The sequence below is a fragment of the Nocardiopsis metallicus genome (assembly GCF_014201115.1).
Lineage (GTDB): Bacteria > Actinomycetota > Actinomycetes > Streptosporangiales > Streptosporangiaceae > Nocardiopsis > Nocardiopsis metallicus.
This window is the reverse complement of sequence record NZ_JACHDO010000001.1, coordinates 646041-671494: the sequence shown is the minus strand read 5'-3', so window position 1 is coordinate 671494 and position 25454 is coordinate 646041. Positions and strand designations below refer to the sequence as shown.

The following is a 25454-nucleotide window of genomic DNA, read 5'->3' as shown; positions in this document are numbered from 1 at the left end:
GTCCGTGGTCTACGTTCCCGGAACGGCCTTCCTCGGGGGAAGCGGGAAGAACGCGCTGGTCCGGGCCGCGTACTCGGACCAGCCGGGACGGTTCGACATGTGCTCGTCCAGCAGCCGCTGGCCCGAGCCCCGGGTGAGCAGGTAGGTCATCACCAACGGCGCGGGCAGGGTGAGCAGGACCCACCAGGAACCGGCGGCGACCAGGAAGAGGCCCCACCACACGCACGCGTCACCGAAGTAGTTCGGGTGCCGGGTCCAGGCCCACAGCCCCCGGTCCATGATCTTTTCCCTATTGGCGGGGTCGGCCTTGAACCGGGCGAGCTGGGCGTCGCCGACGGTCTCGAAGACCATGCCGACCAGCCAGACCAGCGCGCCGAGGAAGGCCACCCATCCCAGCGGCCCGGCGGTGAAGGCGGCCACCTGGACGGGGAGCGAGATCAACCAGACCAGGGAGCCCTGGAGCAGGTAGACCACCCGCAGGGCGTACAGGTTCGGGTTTCCGGGGGCGTTGGCCAGGAAGCGCTCGTAGCGGGGGTCCTCGCCCTTGCCCCGACCGCGCAGGCCGATGTGGATGGCCAGCCGCAGCCCCCACACCGCGGTGAGCCCGCACAGCAGCCAGTTCCGGACCGGATCGCCGAACCCGGTGGCGGTGGCGACGGCAGCGGTGGCCAGCGCGGCCGCCACGAAGCCCAGCCCCCAGGCGACGTCCACGACACTGTGGCGTCCCAGGCGCACCCCGATGGCGAAGGTGGCGAGCATGAGCGCACCGATCACGGCGGCGGTGACCCCGAGGTTGAGCAGGAGGGCGGTACCGGCGGTCATCCGGTCACCTCCGTGAGCTCGGGCTGTTCGGCTGGCCTCGACGCCCAGCCGTCGGGGTGTGGTCCCGGGCGGCGGGCGAGGATCTGGTCCACGCCCATACGGCCCTCCTCGAAGGCGAGCGCTCCCCCGGCCAGGTAGAGCCGCCACACCCGGGCCGCCTGCGGACCGGCGATGGAGACCATCTCGTCGAAGCGCCGTTCCAGCACGTCCGACCAGGCGCGGGCGGTGCGCACGTAGTGTTCGCGCATCGCCTGGACGCCGCGGACCTCCAGTCCCGCCTCCTCCAGCAGTCCGACGGTCTCGCCGAGCGGGCGCATGTGCATGTCCGGTGCGATGTAGCGTTCGATGAACGGGCCGCCGCCGGGATGGGCGCCGCGCCGGGACATCTGCTGGACCAGGAGGGATCCGCCCGGGCGGATCAGGTCGTGCAGCTGGCGGACGAACGGGGCGTAGGCGTCGCGGCCCACGTGCTCGCCCATCTCCACCGATGCGGCGGCGTCGAAGAGGCCGGGGCCGAAGGTGTCGGGCTCGATGTCGCGGTAGTGCAGCAGCCGCACGTCCACGAGCTGCTCCAGCCCCTCCTCCGCCGCTCGCTTGCGCACGTGGTCGCGCTGTCGGGCGGACAGGGTGACCGCCGAGACCCGCGCCCCGTACCGGCGGGCGGCGTGCAGGGTGAGCGAACCCCAGCCGCAGCCGACGTCCAGCAGCCGGTCGCCCTTGCCCAGGCGGAGCTTCCCGCAGATCAGGTCGAGTTTGGCCCGCTGGGCGTCGGTCAGGCTCTGGTCCGGGTCGCCCTCGTCCCACAGGGCGCAGGAGTAGGCCATGGTCTCGTCGAGCAGTAGCTCGTAGAGGTCGTTGCCCGCGTCGTAGTGGTGGGAGATCGCGGCGGCGTCGCGCTCCTTGGAGTGGAGCCGGCCACCCATCCGGGCCTCGGTGACCGGCGGGGGCGGCGGCGGGCCGACCACGTCCAGGACCAGGGCCGCGTGGGCGGCGCGCGCCCAGGTGCGGGGGCCGGGCAGCGAGGTGCCGTGCTCCTCGACCGAGGCCCACACGTGGCGCAGCGCGTCGGTCAGGTCGCCCTCGACCTCGATCCCGCCGGTGACGTAGGCGCGGGACAGGCCCAGTTCACCGGGGCGGGCCAGGACGTGGCGCAGGGCGTCGCGGTCGCGGACGGTCACCCGCGGGGCGTCCTGCGGGCCGGTCTCGCTGCCGTCCCAGGCGCGCAGCCGCACCGGGAGGACCCCGTTGAGGAAGGCGGCGACCAGCGGGCCGAGCAGGTGGGCCACACCCCGGGGGCGGGAACCGGGGCCGGGGCGGGGACGCGGGTTCGCGGTGGTCATGCGGCACGCTCCATGGTGATCTGTTCGACGTCGATGATCCCGGACCGGAAACCGGCCTCGCAGTAGGCCAGGTAGAAGGTCCACATACGGCGGAAGGTGTCGTCGAAGCCGAGCGAGCGGACCCGCTCCGCGGCCTCGGTGAAGCTGTCCCGCCACAGGCGCAGGGTTTCGGCGTAGTCGTGGCCGAAGGCGAGGCGGTCGGTGATCCGTAGTCCGGTACCGGCGGCGAGCTGCTCGCGGATGGCGGTGACGGACGGGATCAATCCGCCCGGGAAGACGTACTTGTGCATCCAGGTGTAGGAACCACGGGAGGCCCGCATCAGCTGGTGCTCCATGGTGATGCTCTGCAAGGCCACTCTTCCGCCGGGGCGGACGAGTCTGTCCAGGGCGGTGAAGTAGTCGGGCCAGTAGCGTTCGCCGACCGCCTCGATCATCTCGCAGCTGACGACGGAGTCGTAGGAGCCGGTGGCGTCGCGGTAGTCGCACAGGTCGACGGTGACCCGGTCGGACAGGCCCTCGGCGGCCACGCGTTCGCGGGCGAGGTCGCGCTGCTCGGCGGACAGGGTGATGGAGGTGACCTGTGCGCCCCGGCGGGCGGCGCGCACGGCCAGTTCGCCCCAGCCGGTGCCGATCTCCAGCAGGCGGGTGCCCTCGCCGACCCGCGCGGCGTCCAGGAGGCGGTCGACCTTGCGCTCCTGGGCTCGGGCCAGGCCGTAGGCGTCCCGGGGGTCCTCATCGGTGAACAGCGCCGACGAGTAGGTCATGGTGCGGTCGAGGAAGAGCCCGAAGAGGTCGTTGGACAGGTCGTAGTGGTGGCTGATGTGGCGGCGGGCGCCGTCACGGGTGTTGCGGTCCGAGGCGGGACGGCGCGGCAGGGTCAGGTGGCGGAAGGGCTGGAGGGGCTTGGGAACGAGTTCTTCGTAGTGCTCGGCGAAGCGGGTCAGCATGGCGACCGGGTCCGGTGAGTCCCACTCCCCCGCCATGTACGACTCGCCGAACCCGATGAGGCCGTCGTGGGCCAGGCGGGCGTGGAAGGCGTCGGGGTCGCGCAACCACAGGACGGGGGCCTCGCCCTCGGCGAGCTCGGCGGGCGGCGCGTCGGGGCCGGTGTGCAGCCGGATCCCGACCGCCGGGATCGCGCGGGCGGCCAGCAGCCGGGCGACGGCGGTGCGCAGTCTGCCGGAGGGGACCCGGGCCACGTCGGGCCAGCGGTGCGGGTCGACGGCGCCGGGCGGGTGCGGGTTGGTCGTGGTCATGGTCGTGTTCCTCGTGCTCTGATACTGCTGGGGCTCAGGTGGGTGTGACTGGTGCTGCGGGCGGGGTGTGCTTCGCACTCGCCGAAGGGCACCCCCGGGCCTGTGGGCGAGGGGGCTCGGGGCGTTCCTTGACGGGGAGGCCGCGCAGGTAGAGCCAGACGCCGTGGAACCGGATGCGGGCGGCGTTGACCAGCGGCGCCAGCGGCTGGCGCAACGACAGGCGCAGCAGCTCCGGGACGGTGGCCGGGCGGCGCCGGCCGCGTACGGACGCGGTGAAGGGCGGACGCCCCTCGCGGTGGAGGGCGACCGACAGGGCGAGCCGCTCCCCTGGTTCGGGCAGGCTGAGCCGGTACTCGCCGTCGACCTCGTTGAACGGGGAGACGTACAGGGCCTTGGCCACGGCGGCGCGCCCGCGCCCGTCGGGGTGCAGCAGGTAGCGGTGGCGGTCGCCGTAGGTGTTGTGCACCTCGGCGACGACCGCGCGCGGGGATCCGTCGGGGCCGTGGCACCAGTAGACGGTGAGCGGGTTGAACACGTACCCGAACACCCGCGCGTGAGCGAGCATGAGCACCCGGCCACCGGCCAGATCGATTCCGTGTTCGCGCAGGTAGGAGTCGATGTCCGAACGCAGGGTCGCGGCGCGGCCGTCGCCGTGGTCGGCGGGGTGGAACCCGGCCAGGGCGCGCAGCGGCCACGGCAGCCGGGGCGGGGCGTCCAGGTCGATGAGCCAGTAGTGGGTGCGGTGGGCGAAGGCGTGCCGGACGGGTTCGGCCCGGGCGTGGTGCACCGTCGCCTCGTACAGGGCGGGGGCCGTTCCCTCCGTTCCCCGGGCGGGGGTCACCACTGCCTCCCGAGGGCGGCGGCCGCCTCGACTCCGGCGCGGCAGCCGTCCTCGTGGAAGCCCCAGCCGTGGTGGGCCCCGGCGAAGGCCAGCGTGGGGCCGTCCAGGGAGCGCAGCCGCTTTTGCGCGGCGACCGATTCAGGGGTGAAGACGGGGTGGGTGTAGTCCATGGCCGCGATGACCCGCCCGGGGTCCACGCTGTCGTCGGCGTTGAGCGTGACCACGTAGTCGGTGCCCTCGGGCAGCCCCTGGAGGCGGTTCATGTGGTAGCTGACCCGTACCGGCGCGCGATCCGGTGCGGTCGGGGCGTGGTCCGCGTCAGCCTGGGCTCCGCCCGGGGCACAGGAGGCCAGGCGGTGGTTCCAGGAGGCCCAGGTGGCTCGGTCGGCGGGCAGTACCGAGGTGTCGGTGTGCAGCAGGGTGCGGTTGCGGGAGTAGGTGAACGCGCCCAGTACCTCCGCCTCGTCGGAGGTGGGGGCGTCCAGCAGGGCGAGGGCCTGGTCGGCGTGGGTGGCGACCACGGCGGCGTCGAACTCCAGCTCCTCGGAGTCGGTGCGCAGCCGCACCCCGGTCTCGGTGCGGACCAGGCCGCGCACCGGGGTGCCCAGGCGGACCGAGTGCAGGTTCTTGACCACGCGCTCCACGTAGGAGCGCGAGCCGCCCTCCACGGTGCGCCAGCGCGGCGATCCCCAGATCCCGAGCATGCCGTGGTGCTCCAGGAAGGTGAACAGGTGGCGGGCCGGGTAGTCCAGAGCGGTCCCGGCCGGGCAGGACCAGACCGCCGAGACCAGCGGCAGCAGGAAGTGCGCGGTGAAGTACGGGGAGAAACCGTGCCGTGCCACGAAGGACCCGAGAGTGGGGCCGACAGCGGTCGTGCCGGGATCCACGGCACGGGCTGTGGTGATCAGACGGCGCGCGGCCCGGTGGAAGCGGGGGATCTCCACCAGCATGCGCAGGTAGTCGGCGCCGTGCCGGGAGCGTCCCGGCCACAGGGCCCGGAGCCCGCGCGCGCCCGCGTACTCCAGTCCGCAGCCCTCACAGCTCACCGAGAGACTCATCTCGGTGGGCCGGGTGCTCACGCCGAGTTCGTCGAAGAGCCGCAGCAGGTGGGGGTAGGTGCGGCGGTTGTGCACGATGAAGCCGCTGTCCACGCCCAGCTCCGAGCCCTCGCGGCCCGGGAGCCGGTGGGTGTGGGCGTGTCCGCCGGGGCGGTCGTCGGCCTCGAACAGCGTGACGTCGTCATGGCGGTGCAGGACGTGCGCAGCGGTCAGTCCGGAGACGCCGCTGCCGATGACCGCGACCCTGCGACGTCCCGGTTGGTGTGTGTTCATGCTCCCTCTCGCGAAACCGGTGTACGGCTGACACCGGTCATTCGGAGCAGGTCGCGGGGTGGATTGGTGGTATTTGGCGGAAAAGATTCACGGAATGCGAGGGGGCATTCGGAGCGCACGACAGGGGGCGGATCAGGGCAGGGTCAGGGCCGTGTCCGAGTCGTGCCGAGAGCAGGGCCGGGTCGGGTCAGGGCTGCCAGCCGTAGACGCGTTCGCCCACGTGCGTCGTGTATGAGACCACCGCTCCGGGAACCAGGACCGCCGTGGGTCGGGGCTCCTCCTCGAACCCCCGCTCCGGTTCCTCCCAGTGCTCGGCCACCCCGGCCAGCAGGCTCGCGCCGCCGGTGGCCTGGCCGGGACCGGAGTCGGTGTCCTTGAAGGGCGCGGCCAGCAGAGAGGGGGTTCCTCCCGGATCGGGGTCCGCAGCGTCCCGGAACGGCAGGGCCACGCCGCCCGCTAGGACGACGGCGGGCCCGCGGTAGGCCGAGGCCGAGGGGCGCTCACCGGCCCACTCCCCTGCGGGGAGGCGGACGACTCCGCTGACCTCACCGGAGGTGTCGAAGCGGTGGAAGACCTGGTCCCAGTCCTCCCTCTCCTGGTCCACCCAGGCCTCCTCCGAGGCGGAGACGACCGCACCACCGGTGTCCGCGTGCACCACCGACCGCGAAGGGCCCTCCTCTTCCCCTGCCACCGCCATGACGTCGGAGCCGTCGGCGGCGTCCAGGACCACGGTTCCCTGGTCGCTGAGACCCGCCACGGTGATCACCGGGCCAGCGCCCTCGTTCAGGGCCGGGCCGCCATCGTCCAGGTACAGGGCCCGCACAGGACCGTCCCAGGCACGGTGCCAGTTCTGGGCACCGGTGCGCGGATCCAGCGAGAGCAGACGGGCGGAGAACCGTTCGTCCCGCGTGTCCAGCAGTTCCTGCGCCTGCCACTCGTCGTCGAAGTCGTCCGGGTCGGCGCACTTGTAGCCGACCAGGATCTGGTCTACCCGGAGGAGGACGTTCCGTCCGCTGCCGTCGGTGTAGAGTTCGGCTCTCTCGGCCCCGCAGACCATCCCCTCCTCCATGTCGTCCTTACCGGTCGGCACGGAGAACCGCCACAGGCTCTCTTCTCCGTTGACCCCCCGCACTTCCAGGTGGAGGGAGCTGTTCCGTCCGCGAACCCAAGCCGTGTGTTCGGGAAGAACGCGGACGAAGCTGTCTCCGGGATCCTCCAAGGCCCGGTCGAACTCCTCGACCACCTCCCCGGTTGCGGTGTCCAGCACTATCACCCGACCGCTCCGGAGGGAGTCGGCGACCGCGTCCCGGCTCCGCGGTGAGGCGGGTTCGGAGTACAGCACCACGTGCGCGCGGTCGGCGCCTGCCTGGACAGCCGTGGAGACGGAACCGGACGGACGCCGGTAACTCCACAGTTCCTCCCCGGTCCGGCCGTCCAGCCCGACCAGGCCGTCCGTGATCGCGATGACCGGGCCTTGGGGACCGCGTTCGACCCTGAGTACCGTCGTCTCCCCGGGTGCCTGCCACTCCCACCCCGGCTGGGAGACGGAGCCGGGGTAGGGCGCGGACTCGGCCGGGACCCGGACCAGAAAAGCGTGTTCTGTGGGTACGTACTCGGACAGGGCTCGAACGGCCGGATCGGCGAGCAGGGCCAGGGCCGTGCCGACCGCGAACGGGACTGTCCACCACTTCCAGGGGCTGGTACGCGGCCAACGGCGGGAGGCCAGCAGCAGGACGATGCCCACCAGGAGCGGAACCGAGAGCCCCCAGTGGCCGACCTCATCGGGGCTGACGCCGTACGGCTCGTCGAACACCCGGGCCGTGAACGTGAACGAAGCGCGGGGCAGCTCGATCCACATCACGAACAGCAGGATCGCCAGCACGGTCCCGAGAAAAACGAAGAAGGTCGAGTTGACCCGCCCGTCCGGGTCGGGATTCAGCCGGTCCCAGTCCCTGACGAACATAGTGGCGGCCACGATCACCGCCATCACGAGGAGCAACTGCCAGACCCCGCGGCTCGGGGCGAGGGCCAGCAACCCGATCCCGAAGTCGTCCCCTTCCAAGCGCCGCAGGACGAAGACGACCGACAGGACAGTCCCCAACACCAGCCCGGTCCCGAGCCAGGCCACTGCCTCCCAGAGATGGGGAAACGTCGTCTTCGATGTAGGTGCGGTGCTTTCGGCGATCGGTGTCGCGGGAGTCGGTGTCATGCTCAGGGGTTCTTCTCGTTCGGGGTTCGGGGAGGGAGACGGCCAGTCTCAGGGCACCAGGCCGTGGATCTCGGCGATGTCAGCGGGGTTGTAGGAGACCACGGCCCCGGGGACCGCGGTCAGGCGGTGTTCCCGGCGGAAGCCGGACTCCAGGAGCGATCCGACCTCCAGCCACTCCCCACCGAAATCACCGGCGGCCAGTGGGGCGGCGTACACCGACATCAAGCGGGTGTCCTCGTCCATGTAGGGGATCAGCAGCGTGTCCTCAAGAGCGACCGCCTGGTTCAGGTGGCTCTGATCCAGCTCGCTCTCGTCGATCGTCACCCGGGCGGTGACCTTCCCGTCCGGGTCGGTGGTGAGCACCTCGCGGGGGCTGCCACTCCCGTGGTAGTCGCCGCGCATGAGGAGGACCGCTCCCCCGGTGTCCGCGCGAAGGACGCGGTCCACGGCCGGGCCGAAGCGACCGCGGCGGTCCCGTGCCTCCTCGGGGTGGCCCTGGGGTTCCCCGGTCCGGGGGTCGAGCAGGAACAGCTCGTAGTCGGACCAGAGCTCGAGTGCGGGGACCTCGCCTTCGGTAGCGAGAGCACGGCGGCCCGACTTCAGGTCGATGCGGTGCTGGGAGTGGAGGACGGGATCGTCCCGCCGCCAGACCTCCTCCCCGGTGGAGAGGTCGAGGACGGCGACGGTGGCGACCAGAGAGTCCACCGAGCCACCATGGGCGAGAATCCCGTGATAGTCGCCGCGGATCGGCTGGGGTTCGAGGGTCTCCAGGGTCTTCTCCTCGAACTCCCCCGGGTCCACACAGGCGTAGGCCACCACTACCAGGCCGTCACCGGTGTCGGGATCGGTCGTCGGCCGCGCCCTTGGCTGGAACTCGCAGAACAGGTCCGCTTCCTGCGGGACGAAGCTCCATAGGGGGTCGGCGGGGCCGGTCAGCCCCGGTTCGCGCGACCGCGCCTCGATGCCCTCGGTGCCGTCATCGCTCAGGTAATCGTGGAGTGAGGCCGTCGGCGTATACGTCTGGAGACCCTCCAGTTGGGGCCTTTCGCTGGTGATCTCGCCGGTCGCCGGATCCAGGAGCACGCCCGTGGCGGCGCCGTTCCCGGTGCTGCGGGTCAGGAGCGCGGCACCCTCGAAAAGGCGCGTTTCGAGCTCTGTCGCGTGGAGCTCGCGGTAGGTCCACAGTTCCGAGCCGGTGGCCCCGTCCAGGGCGACGAATCCGTCATCGAGCAGCAGGATCGGCCCGCGCGGTCCCGCCGCGACCCTTGAGACGCTCGTCCCGGGCGGGGGCGCCCAGGTCCATCCTGTGGCACTGACACCGGCGGGGACCGGGGGCGGATCACCCGGGTCATCGGCGGCGACCGTGTGGACCACTTTCGGGTGGGTGACCGATCCGAGCGCTGTCGCGGCCACCACCACAGCCAGTGCCGCAGCGGTGAAGGAGGGCAGAGAGGCGAAAGACACGAAGGGGCGCCGGGGCGGGCGCTGAGCCGCGAGCGAGAGGAATCCGCCCAGGAACAGCGCCACGAGGCAGGCCCAGAGCAGGACCTCCGTCTCGGAGGACGCCACGCGGCCCGAGGTGGGACTCAGAGGGTAGCGGGGGAAGAGCCACACGACGAGAAAGACCAGGATCCCGCTGCTGACGGACAGCAGCACCGTGTGCGCCCGGGGAAAGGAGTGCGTTGCGCCCTGAGCTTCCGGGGCGACTGAGGTGGATGGGGTGTCCGGGGCGGATGAGACAGCTGGGGCATCCGTGGCGTCCCCCTGGTCCTGTTCGTCTTCCAGGACGGTCAGGGAGGTGTGCGGGAGGACCAGACCGGCCACCGCGACCAACGCCAGCAGGATCCAGTACGTGAGGGCTGACTCGGGAATATCGCCGACGAGTTCGGTTCCGAAGAGGCCCAGGTGCCGGGCCAGGCCGAACAGGCAGAGCACAAGGGCACCCGCGAAGAGGCCTGCCGCGGCCCAGGCGAGCGCATCACGCCAGAGCTGCCGGGGGTGTGGGGGCGCGGTGTCCGTCTGAACACCGCCCCGTGCCCCGCCTCCGCTCTCCGGATGCCCCGTACGCCCGGGGTCGCCCTCACTCTCCGTACCGCCCACCCAATCCGCTCCTCGATTCGCCTCCGACCCAGGTTCCCGCTTCGACCGCGTGCGGACGCTTTGCGTGCCTGATTGCCGACTGTCCGTTGTGCGATCGACAACCTAGCAGCGGTGGAGCAAGCGGTCAGGAGAGACCTGCGGGCTTGGAGAGGGGCCAAGGTTCAGCGGTTAGCGGGGGTCGCGTGACCTGTGTGGACCGTAGGGTTCGGGGGCAGCCCGAGTCCGGAGCGGAGTTCGGCGCACACGTGCTGGAGGCTCTCGTCCCTGCTCACCACGTCGACCTCCCCGCCCTTGGCCCACCGAGCGAGCTGGTCGGCCCACTCCGAGCGCGGCATGGACACGACGTCGGGAGCTTCGGTCCCCTCGCTGACGGCGTTCGGGACGCCGTCGGTGAGGACGGTGACCCGGCAGTCGGGGTGGAGCTCGGCGAGGTCGACGGTGAGCGGCTGCTCGGAGTGCAGGACCACGACGTGGATCTGGTCGGGTGTCTCGGTGGTGGACATGGGCGCCTTTCCGAAAGGGGGGAACGCCCTGGAACCTACTCTTCCGAGACCCCTCCGAAACGTTGTGCACAGGGCCGGAACCGGCCACCAGCACCGGTCGTCCTGTCCTGGCCACCGGTGTGGCGGGCCCGCTCATCCGTGGACTCAGTAACCGCTGAAGGCGTCGACCCTCACCTTCCGGGCCCCGAGCAGGCGCAGGGTGCGGCGGGTGGCGGTGACCATGGCCGGGGAGCCCGCCACGTAGGCGGTGCGCTCGGCGAGGTCGGGAACGTGTTCGCCGAGGGCAGTGGCCAGGTGCGGCCCGCCGTAGACAGCGTTCTCGGGGAGGCCCTCCAGAAGATTCAAGGCGGCTGAGGCGGTCCGAGTACTCGGGGAGGCCCAGGAGGCCTGTGTACCCGGGGAGGCCGAGGCTGCCGAGGTGGTTGCGGCGGCTGAGGCGGTCTGCCCGGCCCGGGGATCCGGGCAGACGATGACCACCCGGGTTCCGGCCTTGCTGAAGACCTCGGTGTGGGTGAGGTCGGCGGGATCGTTGACGCAGTGCACGAGCACGGCGTCGCGGCCGGGCTGTTCGGCGGCCATCGAGGCGAAGGGGGTGACCCCGATGCCGCCCGCCACCATCAGGACGGGGGCGGCCGGGTCCGAGGGCAGGACGAAGTCGCCGCTGATCCCGGTGGCGTGCAGCTCCTGGCCGGGTTCGAGGGTGGTGACCGCCCGTTTGAAACTGCTCGGGTTCTCCGGCAGACGCATGGCCAGGGAGATCTCGTCGGGGTTGCCGGGCGGCGAGGCGATGCTGAACATCCTGCGGGTGCCCCGGGAGTCGGGGCGGGCGTGCGGCAGGGAGAGCTCGAGGTACTGGCCCGCCTCGAAGCGCAGCGGCCGGGAGGCGGACAGGACCAGCTCGACGGTGCCCGGAGCGGGTTCGTGTCGGCTGAGCAGGCGCAGGCGGACGCCGTGGCGCTGCCCGAACGCGAAGGCCAGCAGGTTGCCCGCGAGCAGGGCCAGCTCCGGCGAGGAGTAGACCGGACCGAAGGTGAAGACGACCCCGTCCAGGACACCCACGGTGGCGGCCACCGCGCCCCGCTGCCACCAGCGGGGCGGGGTGGTGAGCGGTTCGGTGAGCATGAACGCCGCCAGGAACAGCAGCGGCGAGGAAGCCAGTACCGTCCACGCCGCCTCGACCACGGGTATGCCGGAGGCCGCCGTCGTGTACAGGTTGATGCCACCGCTGACCAGCAGGAACACCCCGACGAAGGGGAACACCCCCAGGCGGCGCACCACCAGGTAAGCGGCGACCGCCACCAGCGGAAGCAGGCTCGCCGACCCCACCCACCAGGACGGGGAGGCGATCCCGGCGACGCCGACCACCACGAGCGCGAACGCCGCCGGGTTGAAGACGTGCCTGCCGCGCCAGGTCAGCACGTACTTGGACAGGGTGGCCAGTGCAGCGGCAACCGCGAGCGCCAACAGCCCGGTCAGGCTGCTCTCCGGCCACAGGATGAGGAACAGGATCAAGCCGGTGACGAGTGACGACTCCAGGTGCGGGCGCACACCGAGCGCCTTGGGCACCAGCCATCCGGTGAGCAGGGCCGCACCCACGGACACCGCGAGTGAGAGGGCCACATCAAGCAGGTCGAAGGCGAGGACGCCGAGTGCGGACTGGACCAGTGCGGCCAGGGCTATCGCGCCGAGGGTCACCGACACCAGCCGGTACATCGTCACCTGCCCGGTGAACGGGGCCAGCAGGCGTCTCATCGGAAGATCTCCCAGGTAGGTGTGGGGTGTTCGGGGGTATCGGGCTCCGTGACTGGGGGCCCGGGGGCGTGCTGGAGGGTGCCGTCGGTGAACACGCGGACGTACCCGAACCGGACACCGGTGCGAGCCGCGAGTTCCTCGGGCTCCGTGTGGAACAGGGCCGTTGCCACCCCGTCGGCGACGGCGGCGGTACCGGCGAGCACCCAGGTCGCGGTGGTCCGTTCGACCGGTTCCCCGGTGCGGGCGTCCAGGACGTGGTGCAGGCCCTCACCCCACCGGCGGCGGTTGGTGGCCGAGGCGGCGAGCGCCCGGTCCCGGACCTCGACGATCCCGATCGCCTGAGCGGGGTCCCACGGGTGCTCCAGGGCGACCCGGAGCGGGGCACCGTGGACGCGCAGGTCACCACTGGCGTCGACCACCGCGCCGGTGACCCCGCGCTCGGCCAGCAGGGCGGTGACCTCGTCCACCAGCCAGCCCTTACCGGCAGCCCCGAAGTCCAGCACGACATCGGCCGCTTCGGCGGGTTCAGCCACTGCAGCGGGTTCGGCCGCTTCAATAGCCAGCGTCGTGCCCTCGCGCCGGAGCCGTTCCAGGGCTGGTGCCGGGAGGGGTTCCCCCTGCTGGCGCAGAGTGTGGTCGGCATCATCGCCGAGCCGGGCCAGGGAGGCACCGACCAGCGGGCTCACCGCGCCGCCGGTGGCGTGGAAGAGGGTTTCGTAGAGGTCGAGCAGCCCGACGACGCTGTCGGGAAAGGTCACCGGCCCACCGGTCTCGGCCAACCGGGTGACCAGGGAGTCCGGGCGAAAGCGCGAGTAGGCGCGGTCGAAGTCGGCGACCAGTGCTGCCACCGCGGCGGTGAGTTCGGGTGCGGGCGGTTCAGGGGTGTCGATCCGCCAGTGGGTTCCGATGGCGGTCAGATCCCAACCGTGGGGGCGGGCGGCCAGCGGCTGCACGGGACCGGGCCGGCGGGTGGAGCCGGTTCGCTGTTCGGAGCTTGGCATCGTCCCGGATCTGGTTGAGCGCCTCCATGAAGCCATCACCGGTGAGGGAGGACCCGGAGACCTTGCCCACCTCGATCTCGTCCAAGGGCACACCGACCACGATTTCGGGAATCTTCTCGGCGAACTGCTCCTGGAAGCGCTTGGAGCTGGCGCTCTCCGCGGTGCCGACCACCTCGACCCCGGCGACGGCGTTGTCCTCCAGGGTGACGGTCACGTTGATCTCGTTGGGTGCGCCGTGCGCGATGTAGGGCCCGGTCGCGGTGTACTCGCCGTCTTCGTAATCGCCGTAGAGGACCGGTTCGGGTTCTTCGGAGGGCTCAGTCGAAGGGAAGCGCGTGGGCTCGGGCTCGGGTTCGGCGGCCTCAGCGGGGGCGTCGGCGTTCTGGAGGTGGGCGACGCCCAGGACCAGGCCGACCCCGGCGGCGGCGAGCCCGGCCCGGACGAGGCCGTCACGGACCTGTCTGCCAGAGGTGTTCCGCACGGGAGTCCTTTCGGGGAGGAAGGGGAGAACGGGGCGCTGACCGTGGGGACAGAGTCGGCACTGGAGAGAAAGTGGGGTTGGGTTACGGAAAACCCACCCACCACGATCGATACAAGGGTAGGCTAACCTAAACACCCCAGTGGGCACCCCGGGCCCCTGAATGGTTCCGAGCGGTACCCGCGCAACCAGCGCGGCGGACACGGCACATGCCGCAGACACGGAATTTGCGGCAGGTGAACCTCAGCAGGACCACCCGGGCGACGGCACGCGGGGGCGACGACTCTTCCCCAGCCGTCGCCCCTGAGCCGTCCCCTCCCAAGTCCGGTCGGAGCTCTCCTCCCGTTGGGTCAGCCGTTCGGCACCGGGAAGTCGGCCCCGTGTCATGCTTCGTCCCCGCCGTCCTGACCCCGTTTCCCGTCCTCGCACCATGCGGACCAGCGGCACCGGTACGGAACAGGAGACGGCACCCTCCGCAATGGTTCCGGGGCCGGCAGCGGCCACGGCACGGCCCCGCTCCCCTGCCCGAGCAGAAGCGAGCCTTATGGACAACTCACCCTCCGCCCACCAGGCTGGCCCCATGCGACTGCTCCAGCGGCTCCAACGAATCGACAAGCGCGTCTACGACCGGGTGACCCGGGTCGGCACACCCGTCCTGGACGGGTACACGCCCAAGTTCGTGCAGAGCACCGACAACATGGCGCCGTGGGTCCTGGTCTCGGCCACGCTCGCGGTCACCGGCGGGCCCCGCCTGCGCCGCACCGCGCTACGGGCGATCGCCGCCGCGGGGATCGCCAACGTCGCCGCCACCGGGATCAAGTACCTGGCACGGCGCCCCCGACCGGACAGTTCGGCGGTGCCCGAGGCCCGCTTCCCCTACCGGTCCTACCTCAGCTCCTCCTTCCCCTCCGGGCACACCGCCGCCGCGACCGGCTACGCGGGCGGGATCGCGGCCGACGCCCCGCTACCGCTCTCCGTCCTGGTGTCCGCGATGGCGGGCGCGGTGGGCTTCTCCCGAGTGCACAGCGGCGTCCACTACCCGGGCGACGTGCTCGGCGGGCTGGCCGTGGGCGCCGGGGCGGCCCTGCTGGCCCGCGCGCTCATCCCGCCCCGGCCCGAACTCGTCTTCGGCGCGAACACCATCCCCGCCGGGGAGGCAGCCGTGGACCCCGAGGGCGCGGGGGTGACCGTGGTGGTCAACCCGCGCGGCGGTGACACCGGGGTGCCCACCCTGACCACCGCCGACACCACCACCCGGGTGGCCCGCCAGCTGCCCCGGGCACGAATCGTGCCGCTGTCCGCCGACGACGACCTGCCCGAGGTGATGGACAAGGCGGCGCGCGACTGCGAGGTCCTCGCGGTGGCGGGCGGTGACGGCACCGTCAACGCCGGGGCCGCGGCGGCGCTCGCACACGACCGGCCGCTGCTGGTACTGCCGGACGGCACCCTGAACAACTTCGCCCGCACCCTGGGGCTGACCTCGGTGGAGATCGCGCTGCGCGCCTTCGCCGACCGCCGACTGGCCCGGGTGGACGTGGGCGAGGTGGACGGGAACATCTTCCTGAACACGGCGTCGTTCGGCTCGTACCCGCGCATGGTGGAGCGGCGCGACCGGTGGGCCGGCCGGATCGGCAAGTGGCCCGCGTTCGCGCTGGCGCTCTGGCGGGACCTGCGCGAGGTCAGGCCCACCCCGGCGCTGGTGGACGGCCGCCCGGCCAAGGTGTGGTGGGCGTTCGTGGGCAACTGCCGGTACCGGACACACGCGCGGGTTCCCGGACTGCGGGAGGTCCTGGACGACGGACAACTGGACGTACGGGTGCTGTGCGCGCGGTCGCCGTTCCCCCGGTTGCGGGCCCTGGCGGACGTACTGTTCGGCCGAGCGGTGTCCGGTGGCGGCTACACCGAGCGGCTGACCGAGTCGCTGACCCTGGCCATCGCGGAGGAGCCCCGACTGCTCGCGGTGGACGGCGAGGTCATGGAGGGGTCGCCGACGGTGGCCTTCCGCAAACGCCCGGCGGCGCTGAAGGTGTTCGTCCCTCTCGACAAGGGCTGAGACCGCGCGTTGGGCCGCGACCCGCCGCAGGAGGCTCCCCTCACCAGGTCCGACTCCCTGGTTCCGGTTCAGCGGCCCAGTCGGTGCAGGATCGTGCCCAGATCGCGCCAGGCCTGTTCGGTGTCCGGGCCTCGCCGGTGCGGGGCGGCGAACCAGTCGACGAACTCCACCACGTCCTGCAGGTCCCAGCGCAGCCGGTACAGGGCCAGGAGCGCGGGATCGGGCACGTGTCCGGTGGCCTCGGCGTAGCGGGCGAGTTCGTCGGGGTCGTCGGTGACCAACCACAGGTCTCGCTCGGGAACGGCCAGTCCCACGGTGTCCCAGTCCACGAGCAGCGGCCCGGCCTCGCGCCACAGCAGGTTGCCGGGGTGCGGTTCGCCGTGGGTGGTGACGGCGCGCGAGGTGTCGGCCTCGGCGGCGCGGCGGCCGAACTCCGCCAGGCGCCCCAGCAGTACGGTGCGCTGCCCGGCGAGCAGCTCGGCGGTGAGCGCCGCGAAGGGGCCCTGGTCGCCGACCTTCTCCGGGTCGGCGGTCAGCTCCGCCAGGCGCTCGGCCCCGGCCAGCTCCGGCGGGGTGGCCCTGATGGTGCGGGGCGGGGTGCGCCCGTGCAACCGGGCGAGGGCGTCCAGGACCTGGGCACGCCGCTCAGAACTGAGGGTCTGCCCGAAAGCACCCGGGGTGCCGTTCGTGTAGGGGAAGACGCTCAGCGCGTAGCGTTCGCCGATCCGTTGGACGGTCTCGCCCCCGGCCGAGCGCAACGGGGCCACCACGAACCCGAGCCCGCCCTCGTCGTGCAGGTGCGCGGTGGTGTCCATCGCGGCGCCCAGACGGTGCAGGACGGTGTCCGGGTCCGCGCCGAGGAAGGCCTTGTGTTCCAGGTCGGCCAGGGTGAGGAACCAGCGGCGCCCGGAGGTGTCCGTGGCACTCCAGTGGTGGTCGCCGAAGCCCAGGGGAACGTGGGAGAGGACAGCGGCGTGCACACCCCAGTCCGTCAGCGCGCTCTGGATCTGCTGTTCATCGAGGTCAACCGGCCTGTCCCGCATGCCAGCGACGCTAGCAGCCGCCCTGTCACCACGGCACGGTGTTTTCACGGCCCCGGTTGATACGGACCGGTGTCACCCGGCAGACGGGGTTCATCACCGGATGCGCCCGCGCATGCTGGGCCGCCTACTGATCTGCCCTCTCACCCTCAACCCCGAGGATCCCCCTGCCACCAGTTGTGGCCGAACCAACGTGGACAAACCACTTGCTGTTCCGAACCCTGCGGGGAAAGGATCTCGCCATGCCGACTCTCACCGCCCCGGACGGGACCGAACTCGCCTACCGCCTCGAAGGCCGGGGCGAACCCCTGCTCTGTCTGCCCGGCGGCCCCATGCGCGCCTCCGTCTACCTTGGTGACCTCGGCGGGCTGTCGAACCGGCGCCGACTGGTCCTGCTCGACCTGCGCGGTACCGGTGACTCCGCCGAACCCGCGGACCCGGCCAGCTACCGCTGCGACCGGCAGGTCGGCGATATCGAGGCCCTGCGCGTACACCTGGGTCTGGACCGGGTGGACCTGCTCGCCCACTCCGCCGCCGGCGACCTGGGGCTGCTGTACGCGCTCGCGCACCCGGACCGCGTCCGAACCCTCACCCTGGTGACCGCCCGATCCCGCCCCCTCGGGGTGGAGTTCACCCGCGAGCACCGCGACGAGCGGGCCGCCCTGCGGGTGGGGGAGCCCTGGCATGCGGAGGCGTTCCAGGCGTACCAGAACCTGATGGACGGGTCGGACTCGGACGCGGACTGGGAGGCGATGACGCCGTTCTTCTACGGACGCTGGGACGAGGCCGCCCGCGAGCACGCGGCCGGCGACGCGGCCCAGACCAACAAGGAAGCGGCCAGGCTCTTCTCGCCCTGGGACGCCTTCGATCCGGACGGGGCCCGCGCGATCGCCGAGTCGTGGGATGTCCGTGTACTGGTGGTGGCGGGCGAACTGGACAGCGCTCCGATTCCCAGGGTGGGTGCGCAGATCGCGGAGTTGTTCGCCGACGGCGAGTTGGCGGTGCAGCCGGGCGGCGGCCACTTCCCCTGGCTGGACGACCCGGATTTCTTCGTCCGGACGGTCGCGGACTTCCTCGACCGCTGACCGCCGGGGTTCGCGGGACCTCATGACCGGTGAGCGCCTCTCACCAGCGCTCCTGCCCCAGGTGCTCCCCTCTCCTGGTGCTTGCCTCACCGCGGGCACTCTGTCTTGACCAAACCCGACCAGCCTCTCGCCCCTCCCCCGGGTCGGGCCGGTTACTCGGTTTCGGCGGCTCTGAGGAAGCGCGCGAAGGCCTCCTCATCACCCGTGATACTGAGGCCTTCGCTGCCGGTCCGCCGCCACAGGGCGAGCAGCAAGTCGGAGGCGGTTCCCCCGACCGCGGTACCGGCCCGTGTCTGGCTGCGGCTGACCCGCCAGTGCTGACCGGTGTGGTCCACCGACCAGACCTGTCCGGTGTCGGTCGCGCTCAACAGCACCGTCCCGACCGGTCCGACCGGCTCCCGGGGCAGGCCCAGCATCTCGGCCAGGCCCAGGAAGAAGGAGAGGAACTCGTCCACCCCGTCGGCGGCCACGTCGGCGGGTAACGGCGCACGGCTGCCGATCGCGTTGAGCACGTCCCAGGCGTGCACGGCGGTCTCGTGGGCCATCCGTCTCTGGATGAACGCCACGTCCTTCTGCGGGGCCCACGTCCAGCGGGGCTCCTCGGGATCGAGCTCGGTGAGCACGGTGAGCGTTTCGGCCAGCCCCTCCCGGTACCAGGGCAGGAGGTCCTCGTCCTTGGGCCGCTCTGGCGACACGTAGCCGTCGTCGGGGTCCTTGATCTCTCCGGAGGCGATCGATCTCCAGAAGTGATGGACCTCGCCGACATGCCAGACGAGGTCGGCGACGTTCCACTCGGGGCAGGTGGGCACGTGTGCGTGGGGTCTGTCCTCGGCCGCGTCGGCGAGGAGAGTCCCGCTCTCGCGGAGAACCGTGAGGTATCGGGGGGTGTCCATGTCCGGGACGTTAGCACCCCGGAGTGATCCAAGTCCGGTTTTCCACAGGCCGGTCCTGGTCAGGGCGCCAGCCCGTGGGCGGTCTCCGGGACTGAGCCCCGCAGACGGGGGAAGGCGGAGCCGTGGTTCCCTGTGGCTGCGATCATCCGATCCCTGAGGCCTCCCGAAACCGCAGGGAACAGGTGCATACCTTCCCTGGTGGACCAGTGAAATCGAGTGGAGCGCCCTTCTCGCACGGGACCTCGGGCTAGGCTGCTGCCGCACCGGGCACAGGCGACCACAGGGAGCGAGGAAACCGCCATGGGAGAGGCCGTACCGATCGGGCCACGGGCCGGGGCGTTGAGCGAGATCGTCGACGGGGTGTACGCGTGGGTGCAGCCGGACGGCACCTGGTGGGTGAACAACGCGGGCGCCGTGGCCGGTGAGGACGGTGTGCTGGTGGTGGACACCTGCGCGACCGAGACCCGGACCCGACGCTTTCTGGACGCGCTCGGCACGGCCACGGCAGGCGCGCCGATCCGCTGGGCGGTCAACACCCACCAGCACGGCGACCACACCTACGGCAACAGCCTACTCCCCGACACCACCGTGCTCATCGGCCAGACCGCCATGCGCGAGGCGCTCAGCGCGGACCCCCTGTTCGAGAACCCGCCTGCGGTCTGGGACCCCGTCCCCGACTGGGGCGCGGTCACCCGCAGGCTCCCGTCCCTCACCATGGACCGCGAGCTCACCCTCCACCTGGGCGGGCGCCGGGTGGACCTGCACCATCCGGGGTACACCGCGCACACGCCCGGCGACGTGGTGGCCTGGCTGCCCGGGGAGCGGGTCCTGTTCACCGGTGACCTGCTCTTCCACGGGCTGACCCCGCTGGTGCTCATGGGCTCGCTCGACGGCGCGCTGCGCTCCCTGGAGTGGGTGCGCTCCTTCGCCCCGGACCACGTGGTGCCCGGCCACGGCCCGGTCCTGACCGGCACCGAACTGGACGGGGTCCTGGCCGCCCACGAGCGTTACTACCGGTTCGTGCTCCAGATCGCCGGGAACGCCGTCCGCGAGGGCCGCACCCCTCTGGAGTGCGCGCGCACCACCGGCCTCGGAGAGTTCGCGGGCTGGGCGGACGCCGAACGGATCGTCATGAACCTCCACCGCGCCATGGCGGACCTGTCCGGGGAGCCCCTGGACCTGGCCCGGTCCCTGACGGACACGGTCGAGTGGAACGGCGGCCCGATGCCCACCACGCTGTGAAGGCCGACACGGTGAACGGCGTGGGAACAGGAGCCTGATCTCGGGAGGCGGTTGCGGGATCGGTACCGGAGCGGAGCACGGGGCTGGCTTCGGGATGCGGCCCTGAGCCGCGCAGACGCTGGATTGTCGGTACCGGCCCGTAGGTTGGGAACCAGTCGACAAGGCCTCCATCCGGACTGTGGGTCCTCCCCTGCCGTCCGCCCTCCCCCTGCCCCTCTCCCCCTCGGTGCCCGCCGCTCCTTCGGCGTGCCCGAAACCCAGCCGAAGGGAAGTCCATGACCTCCAGCAGCCTCAGCACCCGCACCTACCTGGAGCTTTCGGAAGAAGGCGGCGGCGCGCACAAGTTCTACGAGGTCATCGTGGACGGCACCGACGTCACCATCCGCTACGGGCGGATCGGCGAGTCCGGCCAGTCGCGCACCGCGGGCCACGCCACGGTCGCCAAGGCCGAGGCCACGGCGGCGAAGAAGATCGCCGAGAAGCGGCGCAAGGGGTACGAGCCCGCGGTGGCCGGGGTCCGCAAGCGACGCGCCGTGACCAGGCGGAGCATCGTCAGCCAGCGGTCGACCGCGCGTCAGGCCCCGGTGCTGTGGCGGTTCCGCTCGGGCAGTCCCGCCTTCGGCATCTTCGTCGACGACGAGCGCTGCTGGGTCGGCAACGAGCGGGGAGACGTGTACACCCTGTCCCACCAGGGCGAGGTCACCGCCCGCTACGGCCTGCCGGACGGCGTCAAGTGCATCGTGGCCGACGACTTCTGGATCTACGCGGGCTGTGACGACGGCAAGGTCTACGACCTGGGCGCGAAGATCCCGCACGTGGCGTACGAGATCGCCGAGGACGTGGACATCTACTGGCTGGATATCCACGACGGCGTGCTGGGAGTCTCCGACGTCGCGGGCCGGATCACCGTGATCGACCACGAGGACGAGTTCCAGTGGGCGCGGCGCAGCACGGGCAACTCCGCGTGGATGGTCCGCCACGACGAGGCCGGTGTCTACCACGGCCACTCCCGGGGCGTGACCATGTACGACGCGCGCACCGGAGACGAGCGCTGGTCAGTGCCGACCAGCGGCGCGGTGCTGTTCGGCTGGCAGGAGGGCGGTGAGGTCTTCGCCGCCACCGCCCGCAACTCCGTGGACCGCATCGGCAAGAACGGGGAACACCGGTCGACCTACCGCTGCGACGGCGCTGTCTTCTCCTGCGCGGCCTCCCCGGACGGCCGCTACGTCTTCGCGGGTGACAATCACTCCTCGGTCTACTGCTTCGCCCGGGACGGCCGCCGCCTGTGGAAGCTGGCGACGGGGTGCGGCTCGGCCTACTCGATGCAGTTCCACCAGGACCGGCTCTACATCGTCACCACCGACGGCTCCCTGGCCTGCATCGACGCGTCTGAGTCCGCCATCATGGCCGCCGAGCGGGGCAGCGTCCCGGAGCCGGTCTGCGTCAAGGCTCCGGCCTGGGACGCGGTCACCCCCGCCACCGAACTGGAAACCGTCCGCGCGGCCGAGATCTCCGACGCCGACGGGATCGTCGTGGAGTGCGTGAACGAGGGCGGCCGACTGCGCGTGCGCGTGGTCTCCGACGGCTACGACCCCTCGCTGAGGGTGCAGTTCCCCAAAGACATCCGGCACCCGGGCGCCCGCTACGTCGTGGGCGAGGTCCTCACCTCCACCAGCGGCGGTTTCTACCGCGTTCGAGGCGACATCCGCCGCCTGCGCTGACCCCGAGACACGATCGGGGCCCGTGCGGGCACGGGTTCCCTACGAGTCACCGGTTCAGGCCGGGCGGGTCAGGCGGCTACGGAGATCCCCGGTTCGGGGCCGCCAACCGGCTCGCTCTCCTTCTCGAAGCGGGAGGGGGAGGGGAAGCGGCGCTCCAGGAAGTCACGGACCATGCGGCTCACCGCCTCCTGGCGTTCGGGCGGGGTGTCGAAGTCGTTGAGGCAGAGGAAGTCGTACTCCCCCTCCGCCGGATCCCCCGCGGCCAGTGCGGCGAGCCGGTCAGCCGCGGTGTTGGTGCCGATGTCCACGTATCTGGTCCGGTACTCACCGCGCACCCCGTAGCCGCTGAGCAGGGCGTAGTACTGGTGCAGCGTGGTGGCCATGGCGATGTCGTCCGGGTGCCGGAACCGGGAGGCGGCGGTGCGTTCCACGTCCTCGCGGTACCGCTCCTCCAGTTCCCGGTGCACTGCGCGGATCTGCGGGAAGGGAGCGTGCCGGATCTTGTGGGTGATGGTCGCGCCGAAGGACTCCAGGAAGAGTTCGCGGGCGTTCTTCCCGGCCCAGTTGGGCGCCACCTCCTCCGGGATGGGCGGACCCACACCGATCTGGGGGGATGGTGCTCGGAGACCACACTGTCCTGACCCGCGATTCACTCGCCCGGATGACACGATCACGCACGAGAAACTGAACAAAGACCCACCTGCGACCGAATCGCGACCGGACAGGCCGCTTGGTGACCTGATGCGTTCACAACCTCCGCTCAGGGTGACGGATCAGTCCGGGGCGGTGACCCGGATCTTGGACTGGCCGTGCGGCCGCTCCTCCCAGTCCTCCATGAAGCGTGCCCGCAGCCCGTGCTCGGCGGCGAGGTCGACCAGGGTCTCGGTGCGGTAGTAGAAGTCCTCCCGCAGCACGTGGTGTTCGGCCCCCTCCGTGCGGTCGAAGGTGAAGTCGAAGAACCCGCCCGGGGCGAGCACCCTGCCCACGTGGGCCAGGCACTCGTCGATCACGTCCAGGGGTGAGTGCGAGAAGACGCTGTGCGCGTGGACGACGTCGAAGGCGCCTTCGGGGAGGAAGTCGAAGGTCAGGTCCTGGGTGAGGGTCAGGTACGGCAGTTTGTGCTGGAGGCCGCGTTCGGCGAGGACCTTCTTGCCCGCGACCAGGATGTCCGGGGAGATGTCGATGCCGTAGTAGCCGCCGGTGTCCAGGTAGTCGATGAAGCGCCAGCCCGCCCGGAGGTTGCCGCAACCGATGTCGAGCATCCGGTGGCTGGGCTTGAGTCCGTGTTCGACGAGGTAGTCGAACTGCATCGCGCCGAGGGCGAGCCAGCGCTCCTCGTTGTGGCTGCCGACCGCCGCCTTGGGGTCGCGGGCGGCGTCGGAGGCCATCACCGCGCGGTAGTAGGAGACGTGGTCGCGGTGGGTGAGGCGGAGTCGCAGGTCGCGCACGGAGCGGAGCACGTAGGGGCCGATCCGCCCGGGGTGGCGCAACGCGTAGCGGATCCGGTGGCTGAGTGAGGAGCGATCCGCGTTGAGAGAATCGGTGGGCTGCTTCGGCATCGGTTTCCCGTGCTCTTCCGTCGGTAGGCCGTCACGCTGGGGTGGCATTCCATCACGGGTGGGCTCCCCTACAAAAGGGGGCAAGCCCACTGACGGCGGCTGACTTCGGCCAACGCGTAGCCGGCGCTTTTCGAGGACCGCCGGGGCTCCACCGACCACCGCGGAGCGGTCCCACCGCGGCTTCGGAGGCAAAGCGCTGGTCGCACCACCCCCTGCCCGGGTGAAATCACCGCAAATATGCGCCAAGCATCCCTTTTTTCGACTGTACGCCCTTCTTCGGGTGTTTCGCTGTTGCACAGACAGGTCGTCCGGACGAACACAGGGATGGGGGCACGATGGCGGAGGAGAGCGCGCAGCCGCGCCATGCCAGACCGCGGGGGCCGCGGAGCAACTGGTTCCCGTTGGGGGTCACCCCGGTAGTGGTCGCGGTACTGACCGGGGGGTGGGCGCTGGTGAACTCGGCTCTGCCCGAGACCGAGGAGATGGCCGAGGGCCAGAGCATGGTGCTCGGGTCCGGCGAAACGCACGAGGCCTCGGTGACCTTCGACGACGGCTGGGAGCTCGATACGGGCTCCAGTTCCCAGGGCCAGCAGTACCTCTTCACCAAGGGGCCGGTGAACCTCATCGTGAGCGTGGTGCAGCCGGTGGAGAGCGCCACCGCCACCGAACTGTGGGAGGGCATGCGCGACATCGTCCGGGTCAGTGACGCCTCGGCGGCTCTGGGCGAACCGCAACCCATCACCTCGGAGAGCGGCGCGGAGGGGCTCACCGGCGACATGCACATCCGGCAGCACACCGGTTCGGCGACCGTCTTCCCCGCCCCGCGCGAGGACTTCGCGGTGGAGGCACAGGTCTTCGGCGCCGAGGCCAGCCAGACCGAACTCGCCGACGCGGAGAAACTGCTCCAGTCGCTCCGGTTCGACCGGTCCTCCGGAGGCACCTCATGAGCCAGGCACACCCCGAACCCCGTGTTCCGTCCACCACTGGCGGCCAGGTGCCCACCCCACGGGAGTCCGGGCAGGGCCACGAGGGCACCGAACGCCTGCCCGGGCAGAGAACGGCCCCGGGACCGCCGCGCACGCAACGTCTGCCGAGCCTGGTCGCCATGGTGCTCTTCGCAGTGCTCTGTCTGGGCGGTTTCGGCTACACCCTGCTGAATTTCACCGGAGCGATCCGGGTCTTCACCGTCGAAGCCGTGGTCTCGATGGTCCTGCTGGCGGGGGTGGGGGTACTCGGGTTCTGGATCCTGCGCCGCATCCGCCCGGTCCGGGCCCCGAGCCTGACGTTCTCGTTGCTGGCCCTGGTCTGGGGCATGACCGGAGCGATCGGGCTGGCCCTGGTCGCCAACCACCAGCTGATGTCCGCGTGGTCCCGGGCTGGCGGCCTGGAGTTCGGCTCCACCTGGGGTGCGGCGCTGACCGCGCCGGTCAACGAGGAGCTGTTCAAGGTCATCGGGGTCGTGCTGATCGCGGTCATCGCCCCGCGCGCGGTGCGCGGACCGGTCGACGGCTTCATCATGGGTGCCCTGGTGGGCCTGGGGTTCCAGTTGGTGGAGGATCTCACCTACGCGCTCAACACGATCACCATGCAGGGGGCCACCGACGGGGTGGCCTCGGTGGTCCAGACGCTCTTCCTGCGGGTAGGCCTCACCGGGCTGGGCTCGCACTGGGCGATGTCGGCCGTGGCGGGTACCGCGATCGGGCTGCTGGCCGCCGCGGCCTGGCGGCCCGGAGCCCGCCGGGGGGCGGGTGCGCTGCTCCTGCTGCTGTTGGCGATGGGCGTGCACTGGTTCTTCGACTCACCGCTGATGGGGAACCTCCTCGGGGTCCTCGTCAAGACCCTGACCGTGTTCCTGGCCGCCGTGGTCGTGTACTTCGTGGCGCGGCACGCCTACCGCGGCCGGGTACGCCAGTCCTTGGCCGAGCAGGGCGAGGAGCTGGGCATCCGCCGTTCGTCGGCGGTGGCCCTGGCCAACCGCCACGGCCGCCGCAGCGAACTGGGCCGGGTGGCGCACCCGGAGCGGCCCGCGGTCCGTGCCCGGCAGGAACAGATGGTGGCGGCGGCCGAGGACCGTGCGTCGGAGTACCGCGGCTGAGAGAACGCTGGAGCCCTGGAGCCCTCGGAGCCCAACGGTCCGGGGGCTCCGCCGTGTCCGGAGCCCCCGCGTCCAGAGCCTTCGGGCACCGGAGAATCCCAGTGACCGTTCCGGGCCGCTGATGCACAATCGG

General features: G+C 71.3%; 21 protein-coding genes. 6 read left to right on the top strand and 15 right to left on the bottom strand.

The genetic code is table 11. From position 1 onward, the window contains the following. Positions 1-9 precede the first annotated feature (9 nt). The 11 genes from HNR07_RS02855 to HNR07_RS02805 all read right to left on the bottom strand — a co-directional run bounded on the left by HNR07_RS02855 (position 10) and on the right by HNR07_RS02805 (position 13636). Positions 10-822, bottom strand: a complete 813-nt coding sequence (locus tag HNR07_RS02855) for a DUF1295 domain-containing protein (protein WP_184361551.1) — start codon at positions 820-822, stop codon at positions 10-12. Further along, on the bottom strand, positions 819-2162 hold the full coding sequence (locus tag HNR07_RS02850; RefSeq protein ID WP_184361548.1) for an SAM-dependent methyltransferase: 1344 nt from the start codon (positions 2160-2162) through the stop codon (positions 819-821). The genes HNR07_RS02855 and HNR07_RS02850 overlap by 4 nt, the downstream gene beginning before the upstream one ends. Then, on the bottom strand, positions 2159-3418 hold the full coding sequence (locus tag HNR07_RS02845) for an SAM-dependent methyltransferase (RefSeq protein WP_184361545.1): 1260 nt from the start codon (positions 3416-3418) through the stop codon (positions 2159-2161). Before HNR07_RS02845 ends, HNR07_RS02850 begins: the two co-directional genes overlap by 4 nt. Positions 3419-3452: 34 nt before the next feature. Continuing rightward, positions 3453-4259: a DUF1365 domain-containing protein gene (locus HNR07_RS02840; protein ID WP_184361542.1), complete on the bottom strand. Its 807-nt coding sequence runs from the start codon at positions 4257-4259 to the stop codon at positions 3453-3455. Beyond that, positions 4256-5590 (bottom strand): NAD(P)/FAD-dependent oxidoreductase, encoded by a 1335-nt coding sequence (locus tag HNR07_RS02835; protein ID WP_184361539.1) that lies wholly within the window; start codon positions 5588-5590, stop codon positions 4256-4258. Before HNR07_RS02835 ends, HNR07_RS02840 begins: the two co-directional genes overlap by 4 nt. A gap of 187 nt (positions 5591-5777) precedes the next feature. Continuing rightward, the gene (locus tag HNR07_RS02830; protein WP_184361536.1) at positions 5778-7718 is read right to left on the bottom strand and encodes an outer membrane protein assembly factor BamB family protein; all 1941 of its coding nucleotides are present in this window, start codon (positions 7716-7718) and stop codon (positions 5778-5780) included. A gap of 129 nt (positions 7719-7847) precedes the next feature. After that, a complete protein-coding gene (locus HNR07_RS02825) occupies positions 7848-9899 on the bottom strand; it encodes a hypothetical protein (protein ID WP_184361533.1) in 2052 nt (683 codons plus the stop codon). Positions 9900-10060: 161 nt separating this feature from the next. Continuing rightward, positions 10061-10402, bottom strand: coding sequence for a hypothetical protein (locus tag HNR07_RS02820; RefSeq protein ID WP_184361532.1), 342 nt, complete (start codon positions 10400-10402; stop codon positions 10061-10063). 144 nt (positions 10403-10546) lie between these two features. Beyond that, the gene (locus HNR07_RS02815) at positions 10547-12154 is read right to left on the bottom strand and encodes an FAD-dependent oxidoreductase (RefSeq protein WP_184361529.1); all 1608 of its coding nucleotides are present in this window, start codon (positions 12152-12154) and stop codon (positions 10547-10549) included. Then, entirely contained in the window at positions 12151-13107 is a 957-nt protein-coding gene (locus HNR07_RS02810) for an FAD:protein FMN transferase (protein ID WP_312893553.1), read from the bottom strand. The genes HNR07_RS02815 and HNR07_RS02810 overlap by 4 nt, the downstream gene beginning before the upstream one ends. Continuing rightward, positions 13031-13636 (bottom strand): FMN-binding protein, encoded by a 606-nt coding sequence (locus HNR07_RS02805; protein WP_184361526.1) that lies wholly within the window; start codon positions 13634-13636, stop codon positions 13031-13033. Before HNR07_RS02805 ends, HNR07_RS02810 begins: the two co-directional genes overlap by 77 nt. A 577-nt stretch (positions 13637-14213) precedes the next feature. Between HNR07_RS02805 and HNR07_RS02800 the strand changes: the two genes are divergently transcribed. Continuing rightward, complete coding sequence (locus tag HNR07_RS02800) at positions 14214-15686, top strand: bifunctional phosphatase PAP2/diacylglycerol kinase family protein (RefSeq protein WP_184361523.1); 1473 nt, start codon at positions 14214-14216, stop codon at positions 15684-15686. A gap of 68 nt (positions 15687-15754) precedes the next feature. Here the strand turns inward: HNR07_RS02800 and HNR07_RS02795 are convergent, their stop codons facing one another. Beyond that, the gene (locus tag HNR07_RS02795) at positions 15755-16729 is read right to left on the bottom strand and encodes a phosphotransferase (protein ID WP_184361520.1); all 975 of its coding nucleotides are present in this window, start codon (positions 16727-16729) and stop codon (positions 15755-15757) included. Between the two features lie 239 nt (positions 16730-16968). Here HNR07_RS02795 and HNR07_RS02790 point away from each other — a divergent pair, with 239 nt between their 5' ends. Next, entirely contained in the window at positions 16969-17811 is an 843-nt protein-coding gene (locus HNR07_RS02790) for an alpha/beta fold hydrolase (RefSeq protein WP_184361517.1), read from the top strand. Positions 17812-17963: 152 nt separating this feature from the next. Here the strand turns inward: HNR07_RS02790 and HNR07_RS02785 are convergent, their stop codons facing one another. Further along, on the bottom strand, positions 17964-18704 hold the full coding sequence (locus HNR07_RS02785) for a maleylpyruvate isomerase family mycothiol-dependent enzyme (RefSeq protein ID WP_184361514.1): 741 nt from the start codon (positions 18702-18704) through the stop codon (positions 17964-17966). Between the two features lie 300 nt (positions 18705-19004). Here HNR07_RS02785 and HNR07_RS02780 point away from each other — a divergent pair, with 300 nt between their 5' ends. Both HNR07_RS02780 and HNR07_RS02775 read left to right on the top strand, forming a co-directional pair. Beyond that, on the top strand, positions 19005-19946 hold the full coding sequence (locus HNR07_RS02780; RefSeq protein WP_184361511.1) for an MBL fold metallo-hydrolase: 942 nt from the start codon (positions 19005-19007) through the stop codon (positions 19944-19946). 275 nt (positions 19947-20221) lie between these two features. Then, on the top strand, positions 20222-21667 hold the full coding sequence (locus HNR07_RS02775; protein WP_184361508.1) for a WGR domain-containing protein: 1446 nt from the start codon (positions 20222-20224) through the stop codon (positions 21665-21667). A 68-nt stretch (positions 21668-21735) separates the two neighbouring features. Here the strand turns inward: HNR07_RS02775 and HNR07_RS02770 are convergent, their stop codons facing one another. Together HNR07_RS02770 and HNR07_RS02765 are read right to left on the bottom strand one after the other, a co-directional pair. Then, entirely contained in the window at positions 21736-22266 is a 531-nt protein-coding gene (locus HNR07_RS02770) for a stealth conserved region 3 domain-containing protein (RefSeq protein ID WP_312893551.1), read from the bottom strand. 174 nt (positions 22267-22440) lie between these two features. Continuing rightward, complete coding sequence (locus HNR07_RS02765) at positions 22441-23226, bottom strand: class I SAM-dependent methyltransferase (protein ID WP_184361505.1); 786 nt, start codon at positions 23224-23226, stop codon at positions 22441-22443. Positions 23227-23561: 335 nt separating this feature from the next. On the opposite strand from HNR07_RS02765, the gene HNR07_RS02760 reads away from it, so the two are divergent. Then, positions 23562-24173, top strand: coding sequence for a hypothetical protein (locus HNR07_RS02760; protein ID WP_312893550.1), 612 nt, complete (start codon positions 23562-23564; stop codon positions 24171-24173). Beyond that, positions 24170-25321: a PrsW family intramembrane metalloprotease gene (locus HNR07_RS02755; protein WP_184361502.1), complete on the top strand. Its 1152-nt coding sequence runs from the start codon at positions 24170-24172 to the stop codon at positions 25319-25321. The genes HNR07_RS02760 and HNR07_RS02755 overlap by 4 nt, the downstream gene beginning before the upstream one ends. Positions 25322-25454: the final 133 nt, after the last annotated feature.

What these genes read in the sequence shown, in the direction of transcription:
- HNR07_RS02795 (WP_184361520.1), bottom strand. Translation starts at nt 16,729, where the DNA reads ATGCGGGACAGGCCGGTTGACCTCGATGAACAGCAGATCCAGAGCGCG.
- HNR07_RS02785 (WP_184361514.1), bottom strand. Translation starts at nt 18,704, where the DNA reads ATGGACACCCCCCGATACCTCACGGTTCTCCGCGAGAGCGGGACTCTC.
- HNR07_RS02755 (WP_184361502.1), top strand. Translation starts at nt 24,170, where the DNA reads ATGAGCCAGGCACACCCCGAACCCCGTGTTCCGTCCACCACTGGCGGC.
- HNR07_RS02760 (WP_312893550.1), top strand. Translation starts at nt 23,562, where the DNA reads ATGGCGGAGGAGAGCGCGCAGCCGCGCCATGCCAGACCGCGGGGGCCG.
- HNR07_RS02780 (WP_184361511.1), top strand. Translation starts at nt 19,005, where the DNA reads ATGGGAGAGGCCGTACCGATCGGGCCACGGGCCGGGGCGTTGAGCGAG.
- HNR07_RS02800 (WP_184361523.1), top strand. Translation starts at nt 14,214, where the DNA reads ATGCGACTGCTCCAGCGGCTCCAACGAATCGACAAGCGCGTCTACGAC.
- HNR07_RS02850 (WP_184361548.1), bottom strand. Translation starts at nt 2,162, where the DNA reads ATGACCACCGCGAACCCGCGTCCCCGCCCCGGCCCCGGTTCCCGCCCC.
- HNR07_RS02845 (WP_184361545.1), bottom strand. Translation starts at nt 3,418, where the DNA reads ATGACCACGACCAACCCGCACCCGCCCGGCGCCGTCGACCCGCACCGC.
- HNR07_RS02815 (WP_184361529.1), bottom strand. Translation starts at nt 12,154, where the DNA reads ATGAGACGCCTGCTGGCCCCGTTCACCGGGCAGGTGACGATGTACCGG.
- HNR07_RS02835 (WP_184361539.1), bottom strand. Translation starts at nt 5,590, where the DNA reads ATGAACACACACCAACCGGGACGTCGCAGGGTCGCGGTCATCGGCAGC.
- HNR07_RS02820 (WP_184361532.1), bottom strand. Translation starts at nt 10,402, where the DNA reads ATGTCCACCACCGAGACACCCGACCAGATCCACGTCGTGGTCCTGCAC.
- HNR07_RS02765 (WP_184361505.1), bottom strand. Translation starts at nt 23,226, where the DNA reads ATGCCGAAGCAGCCCACCGATTCTCTCAACGCGGATCGCTCCTCACTC.
- HNR07_RS02855 (WP_184361551.1), bottom strand. Translation starts at nt 822, where the DNA reads ATGACCGCCGGTACCGCCCTCCTGCTCAACCTCGGGGTCACCGCCGCC.
- HNR07_RS02790 (WP_184361517.1), top strand. Translation starts at nt 16,969, where the DNA reads ATGCCGACTCTCACCGCCCCGGACGGGACCGAACTCGCCTACCGCCTC.
- HNR07_RS02775 (WP_184361508.1), top strand. Translation starts at nt 20,222, where the DNA reads ATGACCTCCAGCAGCCTCAGCACCCGCACCTACCTGGAGCTTTCGGAA.